This window comes from Kribbella sp. NPDC026611 (assembly GCF_040638345.1).
GTDB lineage: Bacteria > Actinomycetota > Actinomycetes > Propionibacteriales > Kribbellaceae > Kribbella.
The window spans coordinates 471,177-490,639 of sequence record NZ_JBEZYC010000001.1 but is presented as its reverse complement, the minus strand read 5'-3'; the positions used below and the strand labels follow the sequence as shown (position 1 = coordinate 490,639).

The window sequence follows — 19,463 nt, the reverse complement described above, 5'->3', positions numbered from 1 at the left end:
TCAGGATGGCACGGGTACGGCGGTCAGCTCGTCGATCGTCCGGATGGTGACGAACCGTCCGGCCAGCACGTACTCCGTGCGCTCGGCGACAGTCTCCGCGCTGAGCGTCCGCGGGTCGGCCAAGATCTCGTCGACGGTGGCGTCGGCCGGCATCGACCGGTGCGGGAGCGCCATCGTCGCGGTGGCCTCGGTGACGAAGTCGACGGCGTACCCGAGGTCGGACCCGACCCGGGCCGTGGTCTCGCAGCACTGCTCGGTCCGGATGCCGCAGACAACGATCTTGGCGACGCCGTGCTCGGTGAGGATCTGCTGCAGGTTGGTTGTGGTGAAGGCGTTGTGCGAGGTCTTGGTAATGACGCATTCACCGTCGGCGGCTTCGAGGCCCTCCAGCAGGCGGACGTGACCGCTCGCCGGGTCGAACACCGTGCCGGTGCCGGGCTCGGTGTGCAGCACCCAGATGACGAGGTCGCCCGCGTTCCGGGCCGCTGCGACCAGGCGGCCGGCGCGTTCGGCGATGTCCGGATGGTTGACCAGCTGCCAGTTCGGGCGGACCCGGAACGATTCCTGGATGTCGATGACGACGAGTGCGGTTCGGCTCATGGCTCCATCGTCACCCGCGGCCGGCGCGCCGCAGAAGGCCCGATCGCGGCCGGCACCGGACCGATCCGGTCACGCGGGTCGAAACCTTTCGACGACCGCGCAGAGGTCGGACGAATTCACACCGTTCCCAACTATTCCAAACACTGGTCTGGCGTGCATATCGTGCCCAGGTCTTCTTTTCCATCGATTGAGGGGATGTGCGATGCCCGACCACCTGCCCCGCCGCCAGGTCCTGCGGACCGCCGGCGCTCTGGGACTCGGTGCCGCCGCCGCGGGCGCACTGAGCAGTACGGCAGCAGCCACGCCGGATAAGTTGGCCGCCATGAGCCACCATGCGCACGGCAAGCTCGAGATCCACTCGGAGAAGTTCGGGACGACGCCGGACGGCCAGCAGGTGGACGTCTACACGTTCACCAACGGCCGGATGACGATCTCGATGCTGACCTGGGGGGCGACCATCCAGAAGGTCGTGACGCCGGACCGGCGCGGCCGGTCCGAGAACATCAGCCTCGGCTTCGACAACCTGCCCGACTACGCCGCGCTCAGCCCGTACTTCGGCGCCACCATCGGCCGCTACGGCAACCGGATCGCCAAGGGCAGGTTCACGCTGGACGGGACGACGTACCAGATCCCGGTCAACAACGGCGAGAACGCGCTGCACGGCGGCACCATCGGCTTCGACAAGAAGGTCTGGAAGGCCAAGGTCGTCAAGACCGGCAAGGCGATCGGCGTCGCCTTCACCTACGTCAGCCCGGACGGCGAGATGGGCTTCCCTGGCGAGCTCACCAGCACCGTCACGTACACGCTGGACACCCGCGACAACCTGCGGATCGACTACCACGCGACCGTCGCGGGCAAGCCGACGATCGTCAACCTCACCAACCACGTGTACTTCAACCTGCTCGGCGAGGGCAACGGCACCATCTACGACCACGTCCTGCAGCTGAACGCGCCGAAGTACACCCCGGTCGACGCGGGCCTGATCCCGACCGGCGACATCGTCCCGGTCGCGGGGACGCCGTTCGACTTCAGCAAGCCGACCGCCATCGGGGCCCGGATCCGGGGCGACCACCCGCAGCTGGTGGTCGGCCGCGGGTACGACCACAACTTCGTCATCGGCGGTCACCCGGACAGCGACGGGATGCGGCTGGCCGGCCGGTTCTGGGAGCCCGAGCACGGCCGCACCATCGAGGTGCGCACCGACCAGCCGGGCGTGCAGTTCTACAGCGGCAACTTCCTCGACGGCACGTTCCTCGGAATCGGGAACAAGGCGTACCGCCAGGGCGACGCGTTCGCCTTCGAGACCCAGCACTTCCCCGACTCCCCGAACCACCCGAACTTCCCCGACACCACCCTGCGCCCCGGCCAGACCTACAAGTCCACCACCATCTACAGCTTCGGCACGAAGTAGCCCTCAGCCCGGGTTGGCCTCCTCGGTCATGACCGTCCTTGCGCAGTCTGACGAGAGCCGGCCCGGGCTGTTCGCTGAACTGAGGCATTGCCTGGAGTGAGCTGAGGGCGCACGCTGACGATCGGGGAAACGATCCAGCGATCGGCTCACTCGGACAGGCGGTGCGACCGTGGCCGTGGTGGGGGTTCGACATCGACGACTGGATCCGCCGTGCGTGGTCCTGGGCCGTGGGTGCTCTGGGGGACGGTCGTGCTGGGTCTCGGCACGTTGCTGGGTTCGATCGCTCTCGCCGTAGCGGGTGACGAGCTCGTCCGGCCGGGTCTGCAGGCGTTCCTGTTCAACTGGATCACCATCCCGTACCTGATCAGCGGTGCGCTGGCGTGGTGGCGCCGGCCGGAGAGCAGGCTCGGCCCGCTGATGATCGCGACGGCGTTCGTGATGGCGCTGACCGCTCTGCAGTGGTCGCAGGTCCCTGGGCTGTTCTCCCTCGGCCATCTGCTCGACATGGTGCCGTCCGCCATGTTCCTGCACGTATTCCTCGCGTACCCGACCGGACGGCTGGAGACGCGGCCGCGTCAGGTGGTCGTCAGCACCGCCTACGCGACCGTGGTGATTCTGCAACTGGCGAAGGTCCTGCTCGGCGCCTATCCGGACAGTCTGTTCGCGATCACCGCGCAGCCGGCACTCGCGGGCCGGATCGAACAGGCCCAGCTGATCCTCATGAGCGTTCTGCTGCTGTCCGGCACCGCACTGCTGCTGGTACGCCGGAGCCCCGCCCGCAGACGCCCGGCGACGCTGCTGGTGGACGCGTTCGGCCTCGCCCTGATCATGCTCGCGGTCCTCTACATCGCAGGACTCCGTGGCTGGAGCCAGATCGAGACCGTCCGGCACATCACGTTCGCCGCCCTCGGTCTCGCCCCGGTCGCGTTCCTGCTCGGCCTGCTGGACGCCCGGCTGGCCCGCACCGACGTCGGCGCGCTGCTGATGGAGCTGCGTGCCCACCCGACCAGTGATCTCCGCGAACCGCTGGCGCGCGCCCTGCACGATCCGTCCCTGACACTGGCCTACTGGCTTCCGCAGTACGACACTTGGGCCGATCCGGACGGACGGTCGGTCACTCTGCGAGGTGCCGAGGAGGGGCGGGCGACTCGCGTCATCTACCGCGACAACGAGCCCGTCATCGCGCTGGAGTTCGACCGGACTCTCGCCGACGAGCGGGAACTGCTCGACGCCGTCGCCGCGGCCGCCGGGATCGCCTTGGAAAACAGCCGGCTCGAGGTCGAGCTCCGCGCCCGCCTCCAGGAGCTCCAGGGTTCGCGGGCCCGGGTGATCGACGCGGGCCAGAAGGAGCGGCAACGACTGGAACGCAACCTGCACGACGGTGCGCAGCAGCGCCTGGTCGCGTTGGCGCTCGAGCTCCAACTGATCGCCCGCGGCTCGACGGGCGACCCCGAAACGTCGGCCCGGCTGCAGCAGGCCAAACGTGAGGTGACCGCCTCGCTCGACGAGTTGCGTGACGTCGCACGCGGCATCCATCCCGCAGTCCTCACCGGCCACGGTCTGGCGGTCGCGCTCGAGTCTCTCGCCGCGCAGGCCGCCGTACCCGTCGAGCTCGACGTCGCAGTCGAAGAACGGCTGGACGAACGGATCGAGGTTGCGGCGTACTACGTCGTCAGCGAGAGTCTCACCAACATCGGCAAGCACGCCCGGGCGACTGCGGCCTCTGTGCACGTCACCCGCTCGGGCGAGGTCCTCGTGGTCGAGATCGTCGACGACGGCGTCGGCGGCGCGGACACCGAACGCGGTACCGGCCTGCGCGGCCTCGCCGACCGGGTCGAGGCGGTCGGCGGCCGGCTGCGGGTCTGGAGTCCAGCCGGGCAGGGGACCCGGCTCGAGGCGGAGTTCCCGTGCAGGTAGTGATCGCCGAGGACAGCGTGCTGCTCCGCGAGGGACTGACCAAGATCCTCGCGAGCGCCGGTCTCGACGTGGTCGCGGCGTACGACAACGCCGACGACCTGCTGCGGTACGTCCGGAGCTTCCCGCCGCAGGTCGCGATCCTCGACATCCGGTTGCCACCGACCCACAACGACGAGGGAATCCGGGCCGCGCTGCGGCTCCGCGAGGAGCATCCGGAGGTCGGTGTCCTGGTGCTGTCGCAGTACCTCGAGCTCGGCCTGGCCCTGCGGTTGCTGTCGGACTCGGCCGAAGGTGTCGGCTACCTGCTCAAGGACCGGATCAGCGACGTCGACGACTTCGTCGATGCGGTACGGCGGGTCGCCGGTGGCGGCTCGGCCGTGGATCCGAAGATCGTCTCCACCCTCCTGAAGCGGCGGCGTGACGACGATCCGCTCGCCGCCCTCACGCCGCGCGAGCGCGAGGCCCTGGAGCTGATGGCGACCGGCGCCTCCAACCAGGGCATCGCGGACGCCCTGACGATCACGCTGCGCGCCGCGGAGAAATACGTCTCGGGCATCTTCACCAAGCTCGGCATCCCGACCACCCGCAACGAGTCCCGCCGGGTGCTGGCCGTGCTGCTCTACCTGCGGTCCTGACACACCAGAAACCCGAACCCCACCTCCACCGGTCGACCGGTCTCCCGAACGCGCCCGGCAACGGGAGTCTCGGACGTAGACCGAGTCCCTGGAGGAGCAATGCACAAGTCGCGCGTGATCCAGAACGAGCCCGAGCCCCGGCCCCGCCGGGAACCACCTGCTGATCCGTCGCACCGGAGATCCATCATGACGTTCGTCCGCAACCACCCCGTGGTGACCTTCTTCGTCCTCGCCTACGCACTGACCTGGGGCGCTGTCCCGTTCGGGAGCTTCTTCGCTCCCGGCGCCCTGGTCGCCGCCCTGGTCGTCGTCACCCTGACCGAAGGCGTGGCCGGCCTGCGCTCGGTCGGCGCCCGGCTGATCCGCTGGCGGGTCCGTTGGGTCTGGTACGTCGCCGCGATCGCGGTACCGCTGCTCGTGCACTTCGTGACCATCTCCGTGAACACGGCGCTGGGCGCGCCGGCGCCGGGGACCGGACAGTTCACGCCGTTCTACGGGCTCGCGATGGTCATCGGGATGAACATCGTCGACCCGATGGGCGGCCCGTTCAGCGAGGAGCCGAGCTTCCGCGGTTTCGCCCAGCCGAGACTCCAGTCCCGGCGTACGCCGCTGGCCGCGACCGCCGTGATGGCCGTCGCCATCACCGGCTGGCACGTGCCGCTGTTCCTGATCCCGTCGTTCGGCCTCCGGCCGTTCGAGGCGCTGACCACGGTCGCAGTCACCTTCTGGTACGCGTGGCTGTTCAACCATGCCGCCGGTAGCGCCCTGATCACGCTGATCGCGCACGCCACCGAAGGCAGCATCAACACCGAAGACCTCTGGCCGGCCGGCGGCGACGCAACCCGCGAGACCTGGCTCTACGTCGCGGTGTGGTGCGCCGTCGCCCTCATCCTCCTGATCGTCAGCCGTCGCTTCTGGACCAGCCCTGCACCAGCCACCGCAATCCACCCGCAGCAACCAGCACCCACCAAGGAGCCAGTCTCATGACGACCACCCTGCCCCCTCCAGTCCAGCGCCCGTGGAGCGGCGTACGCACGCTGCTCGTCATCGTCGGTGGCGTCCTCGGCATGGTCAGCCTCATCCTGTTCGCGATCGGCGGCGCCGGGCTGTGGGCTCAGCAGCAGCGCGACGGCAACGGTTACTTCAGCACCGGAACCGAGCACGTCGCGACGAGCTCGTCCGCGCTGCTCTCGCCATCACTCGACATCAACGGCGTCGGCCCGGACGCCTTCTACACCGACGACTTCCTGGGCAAGGTCCGGATCGACATCCGGTCGGACGACGACACCCCGGTGTTCGTCGGCATCGGCCCGGCCGCCGAGGTTGCGACGTACCTGAACGTCGTCGGGCACGACGAGGTCACGGACCTCGACGTCGATCCGTTCAAGCTGTCCACCACGACGCGGGCCGGAGACAGGCCCGCCGCCGCGCCTGCCGAGCAGTCCTTCTGGGTTGCGTCCGGCACCGAGTCGCTCGACTGGACTGCCACCGGGGGCGACTGGGCGGTCGTGATCATGAACGCCGACGGTTCGCCGAATGTCGACGCCGAGCTCAGCCTCGGCGCCACGCTGCCGGCGGTCGAGGGCATCACCATCGGCGCACTCATCGGCGCAGTCCTGCTGCTGATCATCGCCGCCGCACTGATCGTCCCTGCCGTCGCCAACAGGCCGACGCGCCGACCCCAAGCAAGGGTTACCTAACTCGCTTAGGGTCGGCGGTATGGCTGAGCCGGTGTTGCAGATTCCGTTCGAGGATGCGTTTCGGTTCGATCCGTCGCCGACGTTTGCCGAGCTTCGGGAGGAGCGGCCGGTGGCGCGGGTGCGGACGCTGGCGGGGGCCGAGGTGTGGCTGGTGACGCGGTACGACGACGTGAAGCTGGTGCTCGCCGATCCGCGGTTCTCGCGGGCCGCGGTCGTGAAGCAAGGGGCGCCCCGGGTCGCGCTGGCGAAGCCGATGCCGAACAGCCTGACCACGACGGACCCGCCGGAGCACACCCGGCTCCGGCGGTTGGTGGTACCAACCTTCGCGCACCGGAAGATCGAGCGGACCCGGCCGTGGGTCGCCGAGCTCTCGGCGCAGCTGGCCGGGGACGTGGCACGGGCCGGCGACGGCGCGGACCTCCGGCAGCTGGTCGCGTTGCCGCTGCCGATCCAGGTGATCTGCCAGCTGCTCGGCGTACCGTATGCGGACCGCGAGCAGTTCCGGGAATGGACCGAGCTCGGGTACAGCATGAAGATGGCCGAGAAGGACCTGGTCGAGGACGCGATGACCAACCTGACGGCGTACATCGAGGACCTGGTCGACCGCAAGCTCGCGCACACCACCGGCCCGGCGGAGGACCTGCTCGACGAGCTCGTACGGGCCCGCGAGGAGGGCGACCGGCTCAGCCAGGAGGAGCTGATCGCGTTCGGCGTGAACCTGCTCGTCGCCGGCCACGAGACGTCGGCGAACCAGATCTCGAGCTGCGTCGCGACGCTACTGCGCTGGCCTTCGAACTGGGAGCGGCTCGTCGAGGACCCGTCGTTGGTGCCGGCCGCGGTCGAGGAGCTGCTGCGGTTCAACCGGTTCAGCGAGGTCGGTCAGCTGCGGGTCGCGACCGAGGACCTCGAGTTGCACGGCGTCCAGATCAAGGCCGGCGAGGGCGTGATGGCCGCGCTCAACTCGGCGAACCGGGACCCGCGGGCGTACGACGCTCCGGACGAGCTGCGGATCGACCGGCCGGACAACAAGCACCTGTCCTTCGGCTTCGGCCCGCACTTCTGCCTCGGTGCGCAGCTGGCCCGGATCGAGCTGCAGGAGTCGCTGCTCGCGCTGGTACGCCGCTTCCCGCGGATGAGTCTCGCGAAGCCCGCCGAAGAGCTCGAGTGGCGTCGCGTGCTGGTCAGCGGACTCGCAGAACTGCCGGTGAACCTCGGTCTGTGAGGTCCACCGGCAGTTGCTGTTGCCTTACTTCCCCTGGTTCGGCTCAGTTCGGCGAGGTGAAGGCGAGACCGTGCTCGGCCTCGTACTGCTCGATGAAGCGGGCGGCCATTGGCTCGCTCGACGCGATCGCGTCGGCCAGCTTCTTCGCGGTCCGCTCGTGGCCCTCCGGCCAGTCCGACAGCAGGGCGTAGGCCCGCTGCCGCTTCTTCTCCAGCGCGGTCGGCTCCGGCTGGTCCTCGGCCGGCCGTGCCTTCTGCAGCACCACCGGCTCCGTGTCCGGCAGCACCGGCGTTACCGACGGCGTCGACTTGGCCGGCTGGGTCGTGATCAGCGCGGGCGGCTCGGTCGACGTCGGCTCGGCGAACGGCGACGGTGGCTTCGGCTTCTCCACCACCGGCTCCGCCTTCGACAACGGCGCGAACGGCTTGAGCTTGCCCGCGGAACCGTTGGCCGACCCGTTCACCACGTGCTGCTGCTCGCTGGCGTCCTCGACCACGACCGCCTCGGCGACCGGCTCGTCGCCTTCCTGCGGCTCGACGATCGCCATCAGCTCGCCGGTCCAGGCGTCCTCGTCGCGCAACGACACCCCGGTGCTGTCCGCGCGGACCTGCCGCGGCTGACCGCCCTCGAGCACCCACACGGCGGCGGGCACTGCGGGACGCTCCTCGGGCTCCGGCGGCGGCGAGATCGCCTTCGTCAGCTTGTTGGTGATGACCTCGTAGTTGATCCGCTCCTCGAGCATCCCGGCCAGCCGGTCCGGGTCGTACGTCGTCTCGGCGATCTTCGCCAGCCGCTCGTCCTGGTGCTCGGACCGGATGTACTCCGCGACCGTCCCGGCGATCGCCTCGCGGCGGCTCCGGTTCCGGATCTGGTGGTGCGCGGCGCGGAGGCTCTCGTAGAGCGTGTAGCCGTGCTCGATCGCGAGCGAACGGGCCAGCCAGGTGACCCGCGGCTCGCGGGCCCACTGGACGACGCCGTACACCGGGCCGGTCTCGCGCATCTGCCCCGCGCGGCGCAGTGCGTCGCGCCGGCGGGCCGAGCTGTGGATCAGCCAGAGCACGTAGGCGAACGCGGACAGGCCGCCGAAGCCGAAGGCGAGGAACCGCTCCTCCGGCCGCCAGTGGCCGACCACGTTGAACACGACCGCGACGAGCGCCGCGAAGAACGACATCGCGCGGTAGGCGTAGGCCTGCTCACCCTTGCGCCGGCGCAGGTCCGCGAGCGCGGCGGTGGCGACACCACCGAGCTCGAGCACCGCGACCGCGGGGGTGACGAGAAGGATCTTGAGCATCGGCGAGAAGCCGGTGTCAGGCCAGGGGATGTGGGTCACGCCGGCCCAGACCTGGCCGACCAGCGCCGCGGCAGCCGCGGTCGCGTAAAAGCAATAGGCGACTTTGTCCGCACCGGTAAGCGGTACGTTGACCAGTTCGCCAGTACTGGTGGTGCTGGTGTTCTCCTGCAAGACGTGCACTCCTGACCGGTTTGGGCTCTCCGGCAGTTCGTCGGGTAGGTGGTACGGCGGCCCGTATAGCGCGCTGCACGAGGCTACCGGTTTCCGGCCCCGATAGGGGAGGCGAATCCGGAAACGTCTCGAACCTCCCCCCTACCTTCGCGGTTCACACCTACCAATATCAAACGCTCGTAGTGTCGTCCGCATGCTCGCCACCCTCCGCTCCCTCCCCGACCCAACCGCCCTCGCCTCTCACCTGGCTCCCCGGTACGACCTCGACTTCACCAGCTGCACACTCCACCGAACCCTGGTGAACGACGTCTACCACCTGTCCGAAATCCTATGGGAGACAGGACTTTCGGCGCACCTCCGCAGCGCGGGAACACTCGTCCCCAAAGTCATCGACTGACCGACGGAGCCACGGTAGGAGCACTCGAAACACCCGAGGGACCCTGGAGCGGATTCTTGCGGTCGACAACACGGAGGAAAACCTGCTCAGGTCGCTCGCGGCCGCAGTACGGAACAACGTCGCGCAGTACTCGACGGCAGGAACCTGCCACGGTGACGTCACCCTGGACAACATATTGCTGACGAAGCAGGGACTTGTCCTGCTCGACTTCGACCTCGCCGCCGTCGGCCCGCTCGCGTCGGACTTCACCGGCGTCGCAACGACTCCGCACTGGGAAGCGTTCAAGACGGGCTACACCACCCGGCGGCCGATCACGGCCGCGGACGAGGCGGCGATCCCGTACCTGCAGGTCGTCGCGCGGATCTTCAACCTGCAGTTCCACCTCGTCGACAAGCCGCGCTTCCGGGGTGAGGAGTCGAAGGGCGAAGGCTGGGCGGCGGCCGAGTTCGACGGGCTGCGCGCGGCGGCCGCCGTACTGCTCTGACTTCACAGGAAGTCCACAGGGAACTGGGAGAGGGGGCGAGGGGTTGGCGCTGATGCTGGGGGTATGAGGTCGTTGAGTGTGCGGGTGGCGGCCGCGATGGTGGTGCTGGTTGCGGTGGTGAGTGTGGTTATCGGAGTACTGACCACGGCCGCGATCAGCTCCTACCTGACCAGACAGCTGGACGGGAAGGTCGAGGCGGCGCACGGGCGGGCGATCGGTGCCTTGAACAAGGGTCCGTGGAGCGCGCCACCGGACGCGCCGCGCGGGCAGGACGCGGGGACGGTCACCGTGTACGTCGCAGGCTCGCAGGCCGTCGGCAACGTGATCACGACCGACGGCCACCTCACCGACCTCTCGGACCAGGCCGTCGTCGCGCTCGACAAGGTGCAGGCCGGGCAGCAGAACACGAACCTGGACGTGCCGGGGCTCGGCCAGTACCGGGTGCACGCGTCGCAGATCGATGCGATCACCGTGATCACCGGCCTGCCGACGAAGGACATCCAGGACACCATCACCAGCCTGATCGGCTGGGAGGCGCTCTTCGGCGGCATCGGCGTACTCGCAGCGGGTGGCGTCGGAGTGTTCGTCGTACGGCGCCAACTGCGGCCGCTGCGCCGGGTCTCGCAGACGGCCCGCGAGGTGGCAGGGTTGCGCCTCGACACCGGCGAGATCGGGGTGACCGCACGGGTGCCCGATCAGCTGACCGACGAGCACACCGAGGTCGGTCAGGTCGCCGTCGCGCTCAACACACTGCTCGGGCACATGGAGCACGCGCTGGATGCACGGCACCGGAGCGAGCAGCAGGTCCGGCAGTTCGTCGCGGACGCGTCACACGAGCTGCGTACGCCGCTGACCACGATCCACGGCTACGCCCAGCTCAGCCTGCGCCAGCACGACCCGGAGCTGTTCGCGCACGCCATGGGCAAGGTGATGGTCGAGACCACCCGGATGGCCGCACTCGTCGAGGACCTGCTACTCCTGGCTCGGCTCGACGCCGGCCGCCCGCTCGACCGGCGTCCGGTCGACCTCTCCCGGCTCGCCCGGGACGCGATCGCCGACGCGGAGATAGTTGCCCCTAGCCACCATTGGCAGCTCGACCTGCCGCCGGACCCGATCGTCGTCACCGGCGACGAGCAACGCCTCCATCAGGTCCTCACCAACCTGCTGACCAACGCCCGCCGGCACACCCCCGCCGGCACCACCGTCACCGTCGCCGCAGCTGTCGCCGACCGCTCCGCCACTCTGACCATCCACGACGACGGCCCCGGCATCCCCGCCGACCTCCAGCCGACCATCTTCCACCGCTTCACCCGAGCCGACACAGCCCGAACCAGCACCACAGGCGGCACCGGCCTGGGCCTGTCGCTCGCCAAGTCCATCACCCAGGCCCACGAAGGCACGCTCACCGTCACCTCCACCCCAGGCAGCACGTCCTTCGCTCTCACCCTCCCGCAGGTCAGCTCTCCCAAACGGGCACCGACGGCAGCCCCAGCCGCGCGCGAGCCGCGTCCGTAAGCCGCTGGACGACCTCGGTCTTGGCCTTGGTGTAGTCGAACCCGCTCACCCCGTCCGCAGCCAGCCCCCGCTTGAGCGCGGCATACTCCGCGACCGCCTCAGGAGTCTCCCGCAGGTAGTCGCGCAGCATCCGCTGGTTGAGCCCGTCCCACACCTCACTCGGGAAGACATGCAGGTTGTGGGTAAGCACTCCGTCGACAACCCGCGTGTAGGTACGCCGCCCCGGCGGCCCGTCGGGCTGGTACTCGAAGCCGAGCCCGCTCAGGTCCCGGCCCGCGACCTCGTCCAAGCTCACCGCCCGAGCAGCTATGTCGATCACCGGCTTCGCCAGCAGCCCGGGAACAGCCGTGCTCCCGATGTGCTCGATCTCGGTCACCGTGTCGCCGAGGACAGGCCGCAGCCGGTCCGCCATCGCGAGGAACTCCTCGGGCCAGCACTCCTGATACTCCGCAAGGACCGTCATGGACGGCGAGGTTAGCCCGGCCACGAGTCAGCCGTGGGTAGTCCAGGGCGCTCTCAGCTCGCTGAACAGCTGTCGCTGGGCCGCTGCACGGTCGATCCAGGCTTCTACGTCGCGGACGATCGGGCGGCGGTCCGGTCCTTCGCCTTCCCACTGCACCAGGTCGGCCGGGATCTCGGCCGGGTCGGCGGCGGTCCGGATGGCCTCGACGACTCGGGTGAAGCCGCCGGTTGCTACCAATGGGCAGAAGAGCGGGACGCCGCGGTCGGCGCGGTGCGCCAGCAGGTTCTCGAGCAGGTCGGCGCGGTCGTACTTCGCGTCGTCGAGTTCGTCGGTGGCGTACCGCAGTGCCGCCTCACGCTTGCTGCCGTGGACGACGAGCTCGGGCTCCAGGTGCTCGGTCGCGCACAGCGTGACGGCGACGAGGATCGTCGTACCTCGGGTGGTGGTGATGCGGACTGTCGAGGTGTCGTCGGACTCGATGGGGTTGGCGCGGTAGAGGTCGGTCTCCACCCGGCTGATGTCGTCGACGCTCGTAGAGCCGTCCAGCAGCAGAGCTGCCGCGGTCGCGTGGGCGAGCGGGTTGGTCACGGCGCCGTCCACCACGGGTACGCCGTCCAGCGTCCGCCGCCCTGCCCAGCGCGCGCGGTCGAAGTACTTTGCCGTCCGTACCCACTTGCCGGTCGCGCTGATGCCGCGGATCTCGCCCAGGTCGCCTGCCGACATCATCGAGCGAAGCGTCAGCGTCGCCTCGGATGCTTGCGCCTGGAAACCGACCTGGCAGGCCCGCCCGGTCTCGTCCACGACCTTCAGCAGTTCCTCGAACTCCGCGAGAGACGCGGTGGGCGGCTTTTCCAGCAGCACGTCGGCGCCGGTCCGCAGGGCGAGGGTTGCCAGCGGGACGTGGGTTTGGATCGGGGTGCTGATGATCACCACGTCGACATCGGTTGCCTCGAGCAACTCCTGAAGACTGCCGTACGCCGGGGCGCCGAGGTCGGCGGGTCGCGGGTCCGCGACGCCGACGAGCTCCGCCTGGCCCGCTCCAGCCAGGCGGAGGACATTGTCGACATGCCGGGCGCCGTGGCCGTGGACACCGGCCACGGCCACCCGCGGTCTACCGATTGACACCTACTTGAGCTCCCCGTTGACCTCGTCCAGGAACGCCTTCGCGGCCTGGTCCGGCGCCTGCCGGCCGAACAGTACCTCGGTCGTGTAGCGCTGGATGATCTTCTCCACCTGACCACCACCGACCGGCGGCGCGGGGGACGGCTCGCCGAGCTCCTTGCCGATGTCCTGGATGAACTTCGCCGAGGTGGCGTCGGCCGGCTTCAGCTTGGGTGTCACCTCGGTCCGGATCTCGGTGTTCGGCGGTACGCCGCGCTCGGCCAGCAGGATGTTGCCGGCCGTGGTGCTGTTGGCCAGGTAGTTGACGAACTCCGCGGCCTCCTTCTGGTGCTTCGACCGCGACGAGATCGACCAGAACATCGACCCCTTGTAGTACGAACCGTTGTCGGCGGCCTTGCCGTCGGTGCTCGGGATCCGGAGCAGTTTCAGCTGCTGCCCGGACGCCTTGCTGAAGGCCAGCAACTGGTTGCTCCAGACGAAGCTCATCGCGAGCTTGCCGGTCGCGAACGCGGACTGGTCGAGCGGCGCATTCATGTCCTGCGCGGTGAACTCCGCCGACGGGATCGCCTTCGTGTCCCGCAGCTTCAGCACGTACTTGAAGAAGTCTGTGGTCTTGTCCTGGGAGACGCCGAGCTTGCCGTCCTTGGTCCAGAGCGACTCGCCGTTCTGCCGGGCCCACAGGTTCAGGCCCGCCTCGTTGGTCCCGATCGCGCCGGTCCCCCAGCCTTTGCCGTTCAGCTTGCCGGAGATCTCGGCGGAGATCCGGGCGAAGTCGTCCCAGGTCCACGTGGTGTCGTCCGGCATCGCCACCCCGGCCGCCTTGAACACGGCCGGGTTCGCGATCACCGCGAAGGAGTTGATGCCGGCATTCAGCCCGTACAGCCCGCCGTCGAACTCGCCGGCGCCGAGCGTGTCCGGCTCGAACTTGCCGGTGTCCAGGCCCTGCGCCTTCTTCAGGTCGAGCAGCGCGCCGCGGTCGGCGTACTCGCGCAGGTACTTCTCGTCCATCTGGATGATGTCCGGGGCGTCGTTCGCCGCGACCGTGGTCGCGAGCTTGTCCCAGTACCCGGCCCACTCGCCGAACTCGCCCTTGATCGTGACGTTCGGATGGTCCTTCTGGTACGCGTCGATGACCTGTTGGGTGAGCTTGGTCCGGGTGTCCGATCCCCACCAGGTGAACCGGAGGGTGACCTTGCCGTCGGCCGCCTTCGACGAGCCGCCCGGGCCACCGGAGTCGCCGCCGCAGGCGCTGGCGGCGAGCAGGGTGGTGGCGAGGGCGATCGCGGCCACGGCGCGGGGAATGTGCTGCCTCATGGTGGGAACCTTTCCGGGCGGGACTGCTACTTGATTCCGGTGGTCGCGATGCCCTTGATCAGGAACCGCTGGCCGAGCAGGAAGGCGAGGAAGACCGGGACCAGCGACACCACGGACATCGCGAACATCGAGCCCCACGACGTACTCGAGGTCGAGTCGACGAACGACCGGAGCGCGACCGGGACCGTGTACATGTGCGGGTCGGTCAGGTAGATCAGCTGGCTGAAGAAGTCGTTCCAGGTCCAGATGAACGTGAAGATCGTCGTGGTGGCGAGCGCCGGCACCATCAGCGGCAGGATGATCCGCAGGAAGATCGACGCCTTGCCGCAGCCGTCGATCCGGGCCGCCTCGTCGAGCTCGCGCGGGATGCCGCGGATGAACTGCACCATCAGGAAGACGAAGAACGCGTCGGTGGCGAGCAGCTTCGGCACGATCAGCGGCAGTACGGTGTTGATCCAGCCCAGGTGCGAGAACAGGATGTACTGCGGCACGATCACCACGTGGATCGGCAGCATGATGCTGATCAGCATGATCGCGAACCAGAACTTCTTGCCGACGAACTCCAGCCGGGCGAACGCGTACGCCGCCAGCGAGCAGGACACCAGGTTGCCGACGATCGAGCCGAGGACCACGACCGCGGAGTTCAGCAGGTACCGCGTGAACGGTTCGGTCAGCGCGTGCCAGCCGACCCGGTAGTTGTCGATCCGCAGGTCCTTCACCAGGATCCCGGGGTCGCGGAAGATCTCGTTGCCCGGCCGCAGCGAGCTGACCACCATCCAGATCACCGGGTACAGCATCACCAGGGCCGAGGCGGCCAGCACGACGTGGATCACCACCGGGCGCACCCGCGCCCAGGTGATCCGGACCGGCCGCCGGGCGGCGACCGTACGGGACGTACGGGACACAGTCTCAGTCGTCATAGAACACCCAGTACTTCGAGAGGAAGAAGTTCGCGGCCGTGAAGACGCCGATGATGACCAGGAGGAACCAGGCCATCGCGGAGGCGTAGCCCATGTCGAAGTTCCCGAAGCCGCGGTCGTACAGGTACAGCGTGAAGAACATCGTCGAGTCGGACGGTCCGCCGCTGCCGCCGGAGACCACGAACGCCTGCGTGAACGACTGGAACGCGTGGATGATCTGCAGCACCAGGTTGAAGAACACGATCGGCGTCAGCAGCGGCAGCGTGATGCTGAAGAACCGCCGCAGTACGCCGGCGCCGTCGACCGACGCGGCTTCGTAGTACATGGCCGGGATCTGGCGCAGACCAGCGAGGAAGATCACCATCGGCGAGCCGAAGGTCCAGACGTTCAGGACGACCAGCGTGCCGAGCGCCGTACTGGGGTCGGAGATCCAGCCCTTGCCGTGGATACCGACCACGTCGAGGAGCTGGTTGAGCAGGCCGGTGGTGCCGAAGACCTGGCGCCAGAGGATCGCGATCGCGACGCTCGAGCCGAGCAGCGACGGCAGGTAGAAGATCGACCGGTAGAACGCCATGCCGCGGACGCCTCGGTCGAGGACCACGGCCAGCAGCAGCGCGAGGCCGAGCTGCAGCGGGACCGAGACGAAGACGTACGTGAACGTGACCCGGAGCGAGTTGTGCAGGCGCTCGTCGGAGAGCATCCGGGTGAAGTTCTCCAGGCCGATCCACTGCGGGGCCTGGATCAGGTTGTAGTCCGTGAAGGACAGGTAGAGCGAGGCCAGCATCGGCCCGATCGTGATCAGGAACAGCCCCAGCAACCACGGGGTGAGGAACAGGTACCCCGCGAGGTTGTCCCGCTTGGATGCCTTCCCCGCCGCACCGGCCTTTCGCTTCCGGAGGCTGCCGAGTTCGCCCAGCGCGCTCAATGCGACCACCTCCGGAAAGCGCTTGCCTTGACGGGTGAAACTAGTCTGAGAAACCGGTTTACGCAAGGCTTCGGAAGGGTCCGTGCTGACCGGATCCGGACGTCGGCGAACTCTTGACAGCGGCTAAGGCGTGTCTCCCGATTCCACGCCGTAGCGAGCATGTGCTCGGTGCGGTGCCGTGCCGGGTGCAGCGCAGTAGGCGTGGGATTGGGAGACGCGCTCTAGCGTTACCGGTGTGGATCTCGAGTTCTTGACGTTGCTGACGCGGGCCAACGACGCGCAGGTGTCGGCGTTGCTGACCGACTACCGGGATCAGTCCGACAGCGCCCGGGCGGTGGCGCGGAAGGCACGGCGGCTGGCGGCCGGCTTCGTCTCGGACCGCTCGGCGTACCACCGCGACGGCGCGTTGCTCGAGTCGCTGGGATGGCTGATGGCCGAGCTGGTCGCGCGGCAGCACCCGGACGGGTTGTACGACGTCGGGAACCTGCACTCGCCGCCGGACACCGCGTTCGTGATCCAGGACGTGTGCATGGTCTACGCGTTGCTCGGCGGGACGCCGTCGCTCGGGGAGGTGATCCGCAGGGCCGGGCCGGCACTGGCGGCGGGTGGCGTCCATACCCCGAACCATCGGTGGGAGGTGTCGGCGGCACTGGCCCGGGTGAACGCGTTGTTCCCCGACCCGCAGTACGTTGCCCGGATCGACGAGTGGCTGGCCGAAGGAATCGACGCCACACCGGACGGCATCTACAGCGAACGCAGCTCGACGTACGCCGCCGAGGTGACAAACCCAAGCCTGCTCACCCTAGCCCGGCTACAGGATCGCCCGGACTTGCTGGCTTACGTCCGTCGCAACCTCGAGGCGACGCTCTACTTGCTGGAGCCGAATGGCGAGGTCGACACGATCGCCTCCCGCCGCCAGGACCAGAAGTCGATGCGGGACGTCTGGTGGTACCTCATGCAGTTCCGCGAGCTCGCACTGCTGGATGGAGATGGCCGCTTCGCCGCGGTTGCGCGCGCGATCGAAACCCGAGGGGTGGGCGAGCTGGGCGACTTCCTGGCCGACATCCTCGAACAACCCGCACTTGCTGCCGCTTTGCCGGCCGGCTCCGCACCAACGGACTTCGTGCACCACTTCCCGTCACAAGCCTCGGTCCGGATCCGCCACGACTCACGAACGGCAACCGTCTTCGGCGGCACCGACAACCTCGGCGTGATCGCCTCCGGCCTGTCCACCAACCCCACCTTCTTCAAGGCCCGCACCGGCAACGCAATCCTCGACTCGGTCCGCCTGTCACCTCAGTTCTTCGGCACCGGCCACTTTCGCAGTAAGGGTTTGCAGGTCCTGGGCTCGAACACGTACCGGCTGTTTGACGAGTCCCGGGTGCCGTATCACCTTCCACTCCCGCCGCAGCTTCGTCGCACCAATGGGCAGTACGAGTTGGGGTGGGACGGTCGCTTCTACTCCGCGATGGACTTCTCCGACCGGCCTCGCGAGTACCGCACGCTGCGCACCGAGGTCACGATCGTGGAGGTCGCGCGCGGCTTCGACCTGAGCTTCGAGTTCTCCGGCGACGAGACGGTGTACGCGATCGAGCTGTGCTTCCGGCCGGGCGGCGTACTGACTGGTGCCGATACGTTGGATGCCTCAGGCAACTATCAGCTGACGTCCGGGACCGGTTCGTACGCCGTGGGCACCGACCGGATCGAGTTCGGCCCCGGGAGCGGTCCGCTGCGGGTGGCGATGGACCCGGGTGAGGTCTACACCTACCTGGGCGCGGATCTGGTACCGGACGGGGTTCGCGTCTACCTCACCGGACGTACTCCCCGGCGCCAGATGCTGCAGCTGCGATTGAGCTGACCGAACGTCGCCGGCTGCTAGGTCATCGCCTCTTGGGCGATGGTGCTATGAGTCGCTGAAGCGCCGGCGCTGGTGACGCGGCGCAGCTTCGGGAAGTCGTCGATCAGCTCGATTGCCTCCGGCAACGCCTTCGACAACCAGATGGAGACGCCGAGCACCCAACGGCCGGTGGTGTCCTTGACCTCGAACCGGACGACAGTCTTGGCGATCCGCACCCGGTGGTACGGCAGGTCGCGGTGGACGTAGATCCCGGCTGCGCGGGCCGACTCGGTGAAACCTTTCGAAACCAGCGCGGCGCGGATCTCCGCGGTCGCGACATCTCGCAGTTCCTGGGCGCTGACGGTCTCGGCCGGGTAGAACCCGTTGAACGCCTCGGGCTGCGCGACGGTCTCGGTGAGGTGCATGACGGCGCGCAGCTCTTCACCGCGCGGCGCCGGCTTGAAGAAGGCCGTGGCGTACCTGCCCAGCTCAGGTTGGTCGGTCGACTGCAGCACGGCGAGCGGATCGTTGTCCTCGGCGTACACCGCGTTGGCGACGTCCTGGTACTCCGCCGGCCACCGGAGCTGGAGTCCGACCAGCCCGGCGATCAGCCGCGGACTGGCGGTGATCGCGCGCACGCCGGCAATCCGGAGCAGCAGCAGGAACGAGTTGATGAATCGTTTCACCTGCCGCGGGTTGACCGCGAGCCCGAGCGTGGCGACGTCGTACGCGATCGCGCTGAAGTCGTCGTCCGGCGGCCGCCACCCCGGCACGAGCTCGTCGAGAAACACCTCCGGCCGGATGTCCAGCCGCGGCACCCGGAACGGCACCTGCACCATCTTCTCGATGAACACATGCCCCGACGCGTGCGGATACTTCGCGGTCACCGCGCGCACCAGCACGTCGTAGTCCAGCGCCAGCACGAACACGAATCCCGGCACGTCCAGTACCAAGTTGATTGCCTCTAGCAATGACACGACCTTGTCCGGCGAGCACCGGTCCAGATCGTCCACGAGCACGACGATCCGGCGATCCCCGAGCGCACCGGTGAGCGCGTGCAGATCCTGATACGGGCGCACGTACGCCGAATTGAGCGCGTCGGCGTACCGCTCGTCGTCCCCCACCGACACGAACGCGGCGCCCGGATCGAACTTCACCGGCCCCAAGCTGATCGTCACGCTCCGCACCACCGACGCCAGCGCCGACCGCACCTTCTCGGTCAACTTGCGGTCGTTGAGCTCCGGGCTCGCGTTGTAGATCGCGTTCAGCATCGGCACGACGATGTGGTCGGCCCGCTCGTACCGCCAGGCATCGAACGGCACCGCGAGCACCCCCGGGTCCTTGGCCAACTCAACCCGGACAGCGTTCAGCAATGACGACTTCCCACTCCCCCAGGACCCATAGATCCCCACCGTGAACTGCGCCGGCCGCCCACCCCGGATAGCAGCCGCAATAGCCTCCCCATAAGCCCCGAACCCCATCCCCGGCCGCTCACTAGGAGTATCAGCCACAATCGGCAACAACTCACTACTCATACTT

At 68.3% G+C, this 19,463-nt stretch carries 18 protein-coding genes; 10 read left to right on the top strand and 8 right to left on the bottom strand.

Going from position 1 to position 19,463, the window contains the following annotated elements; translation table 11 throughout:
- Window positions 1–600, bottom strand: a complete 600-nt coding sequence (locus AB0E69_RS02440; RefSeq protein ID WP_360138269.1) for an isochorismatase family protein — start codon at window positions 598–600, stop codon at window positions 1–3.
- A gap of 202 nt (window positions 601–802) precedes the next feature.
- On the opposite strand from AB0E69_RS02440, the gene AB0E69_RS02435 reads away from it, so the two are divergent.
- The 6 genes from AB0E69_RS02435 (at window position 803) to AB0E69_RS02410 (ending at window position 7,485) form a co-directional block, all read left to right on the top strand.
- A complete protein-coding gene (locus AB0E69_RS02435; protein WP_360138266.1) occupies window positions 803–2,011 on the top strand; it encodes an aldose epimerase family protein in 1,209 nt (402 codons plus the stop codon).
- A gap of 210 nt (window positions 2,012–2,221) precedes the next feature.
- Window positions 2,222–3,928 carry a histidine kinase gene (locus AB0E69_RS02430; protein WP_360138263.1) on the top strand — a complete coding sequence of 569 codons (1,707 nt, stop codon included), beginning with the start codon at window positions 2,222–2,224 and terminating at the stop codon, window positions 3,926–3,928.
- Window positions 3,919–4,563 carry a response regulator transcription factor gene (locus tag AB0E69_RS02425; RefSeq protein WP_360138260.1) on the top strand — a complete coding sequence of 215 codons (645 nt, stop codon included), beginning with the start codon at window positions 3,919–3,921 and terminating at the stop codon, window positions 4,561–4,563. Before AB0E69_RS02430 ends, AB0E69_RS02425 begins: the two co-directional genes overlap by 10 nt.
- A gap of 186 nt (window positions 4,564–4,749) precedes the next feature.
- Window positions 4,750–5,550: a CPBP family glutamic-type intramembrane protease gene (locus AB0E69_RS02420; RefSeq protein WP_360138257.1), complete on the top strand. Its 801-nt coding sequence runs from the start codon at window positions 4,750–4,752 to the stop codon at window positions 5,548–5,550.
- Window positions 5,547–6,263: a hypothetical protein gene (locus AB0E69_RS02415; protein WP_360138255.1), complete on the top strand. Its 717-nt coding sequence runs from the start codon at window positions 5,547–5,549 to the stop codon at window positions 6,261–6,263. Before AB0E69_RS02420 ends, AB0E69_RS02415 begins: the two co-directional genes overlap by 4 nt.
- A gap of 19 nt (window positions 6,264–6,282) precedes the next feature.
- Window positions 6,283–7,485, top strand: coding sequence for a cytochrome P450 (locus AB0E69_RS02410; RefSeq protein WP_360138252.1), 1,203 nt, complete (start codon window positions 6,283–6,285; stop codon window positions 7,483–7,485).
- A gap of 43 nt (window positions 7,486–7,528) precedes the next feature.
- Here the strand turns inward: AB0E69_RS02410 and AB0E69_RS02405 are convergent, their stop codons facing one another.
- Window positions 7,529–8,947, bottom strand: coding sequence for a hypothetical protein (locus AB0E69_RS02405; protein ID WP_360138249.1), 1,419 nt, complete (start codon window positions 8,945–8,947; stop codon window positions 7,529–7,531).
- A 193-nt stretch (window positions 8,948–9,140) separates the two neighbouring features.
- Here AB0E69_RS02405 and AB0E69_RS02400 point away from each other — a divergent pair, with 193 nt between their 5' ends.
- The 3 genes from AB0E69_RS02400 to AB0E69_RS02390 all read left to right on the top strand — a co-directional run bounded on the left by AB0E69_RS02400 (window position 9,141) and on the right by AB0E69_RS02390 (window position 11,343).
- Window positions 9,141–9,344 carry a hypothetical protein gene (locus AB0E69_RS02400; protein ID WP_360138247.1) on the top strand — a complete coding sequence of 68 codons (204 nt, stop codon included), beginning with the start codon at window positions 9,141–9,143 and terminating at the stop codon, window positions 9,342–9,344.
- Between the two features lie 43 nt (window positions 9,345–9,387).
- The gene (locus AB0E69_RS02395) at window positions 9,388–9,828 is read left to right on the top strand and encodes a phosphotransferase (protein ID WP_360140366.1); all 441 of its coding nucleotides are present in this window, start codon (window positions 9,388–9,390) and stop codon (window positions 9,826–9,828) included.
- A 63-nt stretch (window positions 9,829–9,891) separates the two neighbouring features.
- The gene (locus AB0E69_RS02390; protein WP_360138245.1) at window positions 9,892–11,343 is read left to right on the top strand and encodes a HAMP domain-containing sensor histidine kinase; all 1,452 of its coding nucleotides are present in this window, start codon (window positions 9,892–9,894) and stop codon (window positions 11,341–11,343) included.
- Here AB0E69_RS02390 and AB0E69_RS02385 read toward each other — a convergent pair.
- The 5 genes from AB0E69_RS02385 to AB0E69_RS02365 are packed head-to-tail and all read right to left on the bottom strand — an operon-like array spanning window position 11,285 to window position 16,087.
- On the bottom strand, window positions 11,285–11,806 hold the full coding sequence (locus AB0E69_RS02385; RefSeq protein ID WP_360138242.1) for a GrpB family protein: 522 nt from the start codon (window positions 11,804–11,806) through the stop codon (window positions 11,285–11,287). The two genes, AB0E69_RS02390 and AB0E69_RS02385, sit on opposite strands and share 59 nt — an antisense overlap.
- Window positions 11,807–11,833: 27 nt before the next feature.
- Window positions 11,834–12,931: a Gfo/Idh/MocA family oxidoreductase gene (locus AB0E69_RS02380; protein ID WP_360138239.1), complete on the bottom strand. Its 1,098-nt coding sequence runs from the start codon at window positions 12,929–12,931 to the stop codon at window positions 11,834–11,836.
- Complete coding sequence (locus tag AB0E69_RS02375) at window positions 12,932–14,242, bottom strand: sugar ABC transporter substrate-binding protein (protein ID WP_360138237.1); 1,311 nt, start codon at window positions 14,240–14,242, stop codon at window positions 12,932–12,934.
- 26 nt (window positions 14,243–14,268) lie between these two features.
- Complete coding sequence (locus AB0E69_RS02370; RefSeq protein WP_360138234.1) at window positions 14,269–15,162, bottom strand: carbohydrate ABC transporter permease; 894 nt, start codon at window positions 15,160–15,162, stop codon at window positions 14,269–14,271.
- Window positions 15,152–16,087, bottom strand: a complete 936-nt coding sequence (locus AB0E69_RS02365; RefSeq protein ID WP_360138231.1) for a sugar ABC transporter permease — start codon at window positions 16,085–16,087, stop codon at window positions 15,152–15,154. The genes AB0E69_RS02370 and AB0E69_RS02365 overlap by 11 nt, the downstream gene beginning before the upstream one ends.
- Before the next feature lie 235 nt (window positions 16,088–16,322).
- On the opposite strand from AB0E69_RS02365, the gene AB0E69_RS02360 reads away from it, so the two are divergent.
- Window positions 16,323–17,945: a hypothetical protein gene (locus AB0E69_RS02360; protein WP_360138228.1), complete on the top strand. Its 1,623-nt coding sequence runs from the start codon at window positions 16,323–16,325 to the stop codon at window positions 17,943–17,945.
- A gap of 17 nt (window positions 17,946–17,962) precedes the next feature.
- Here the strand turns inward: AB0E69_RS02360 and AB0E69_RS02355 are convergent, their stop codons facing one another.
- The gene (locus AB0E69_RS02355) at window positions 17,963–19,459 is read right to left on the bottom strand and encodes a P-loop NTPase fold protein (RefSeq protein WP_360138225.1); all 1,497 of its coding nucleotides are present in this window, start codon (window positions 19,457–19,459) and stop codon (window positions 17,963–17,965) included.
- Window positions 19,460–19,463 lie beyond the last annotated feature (4 nt).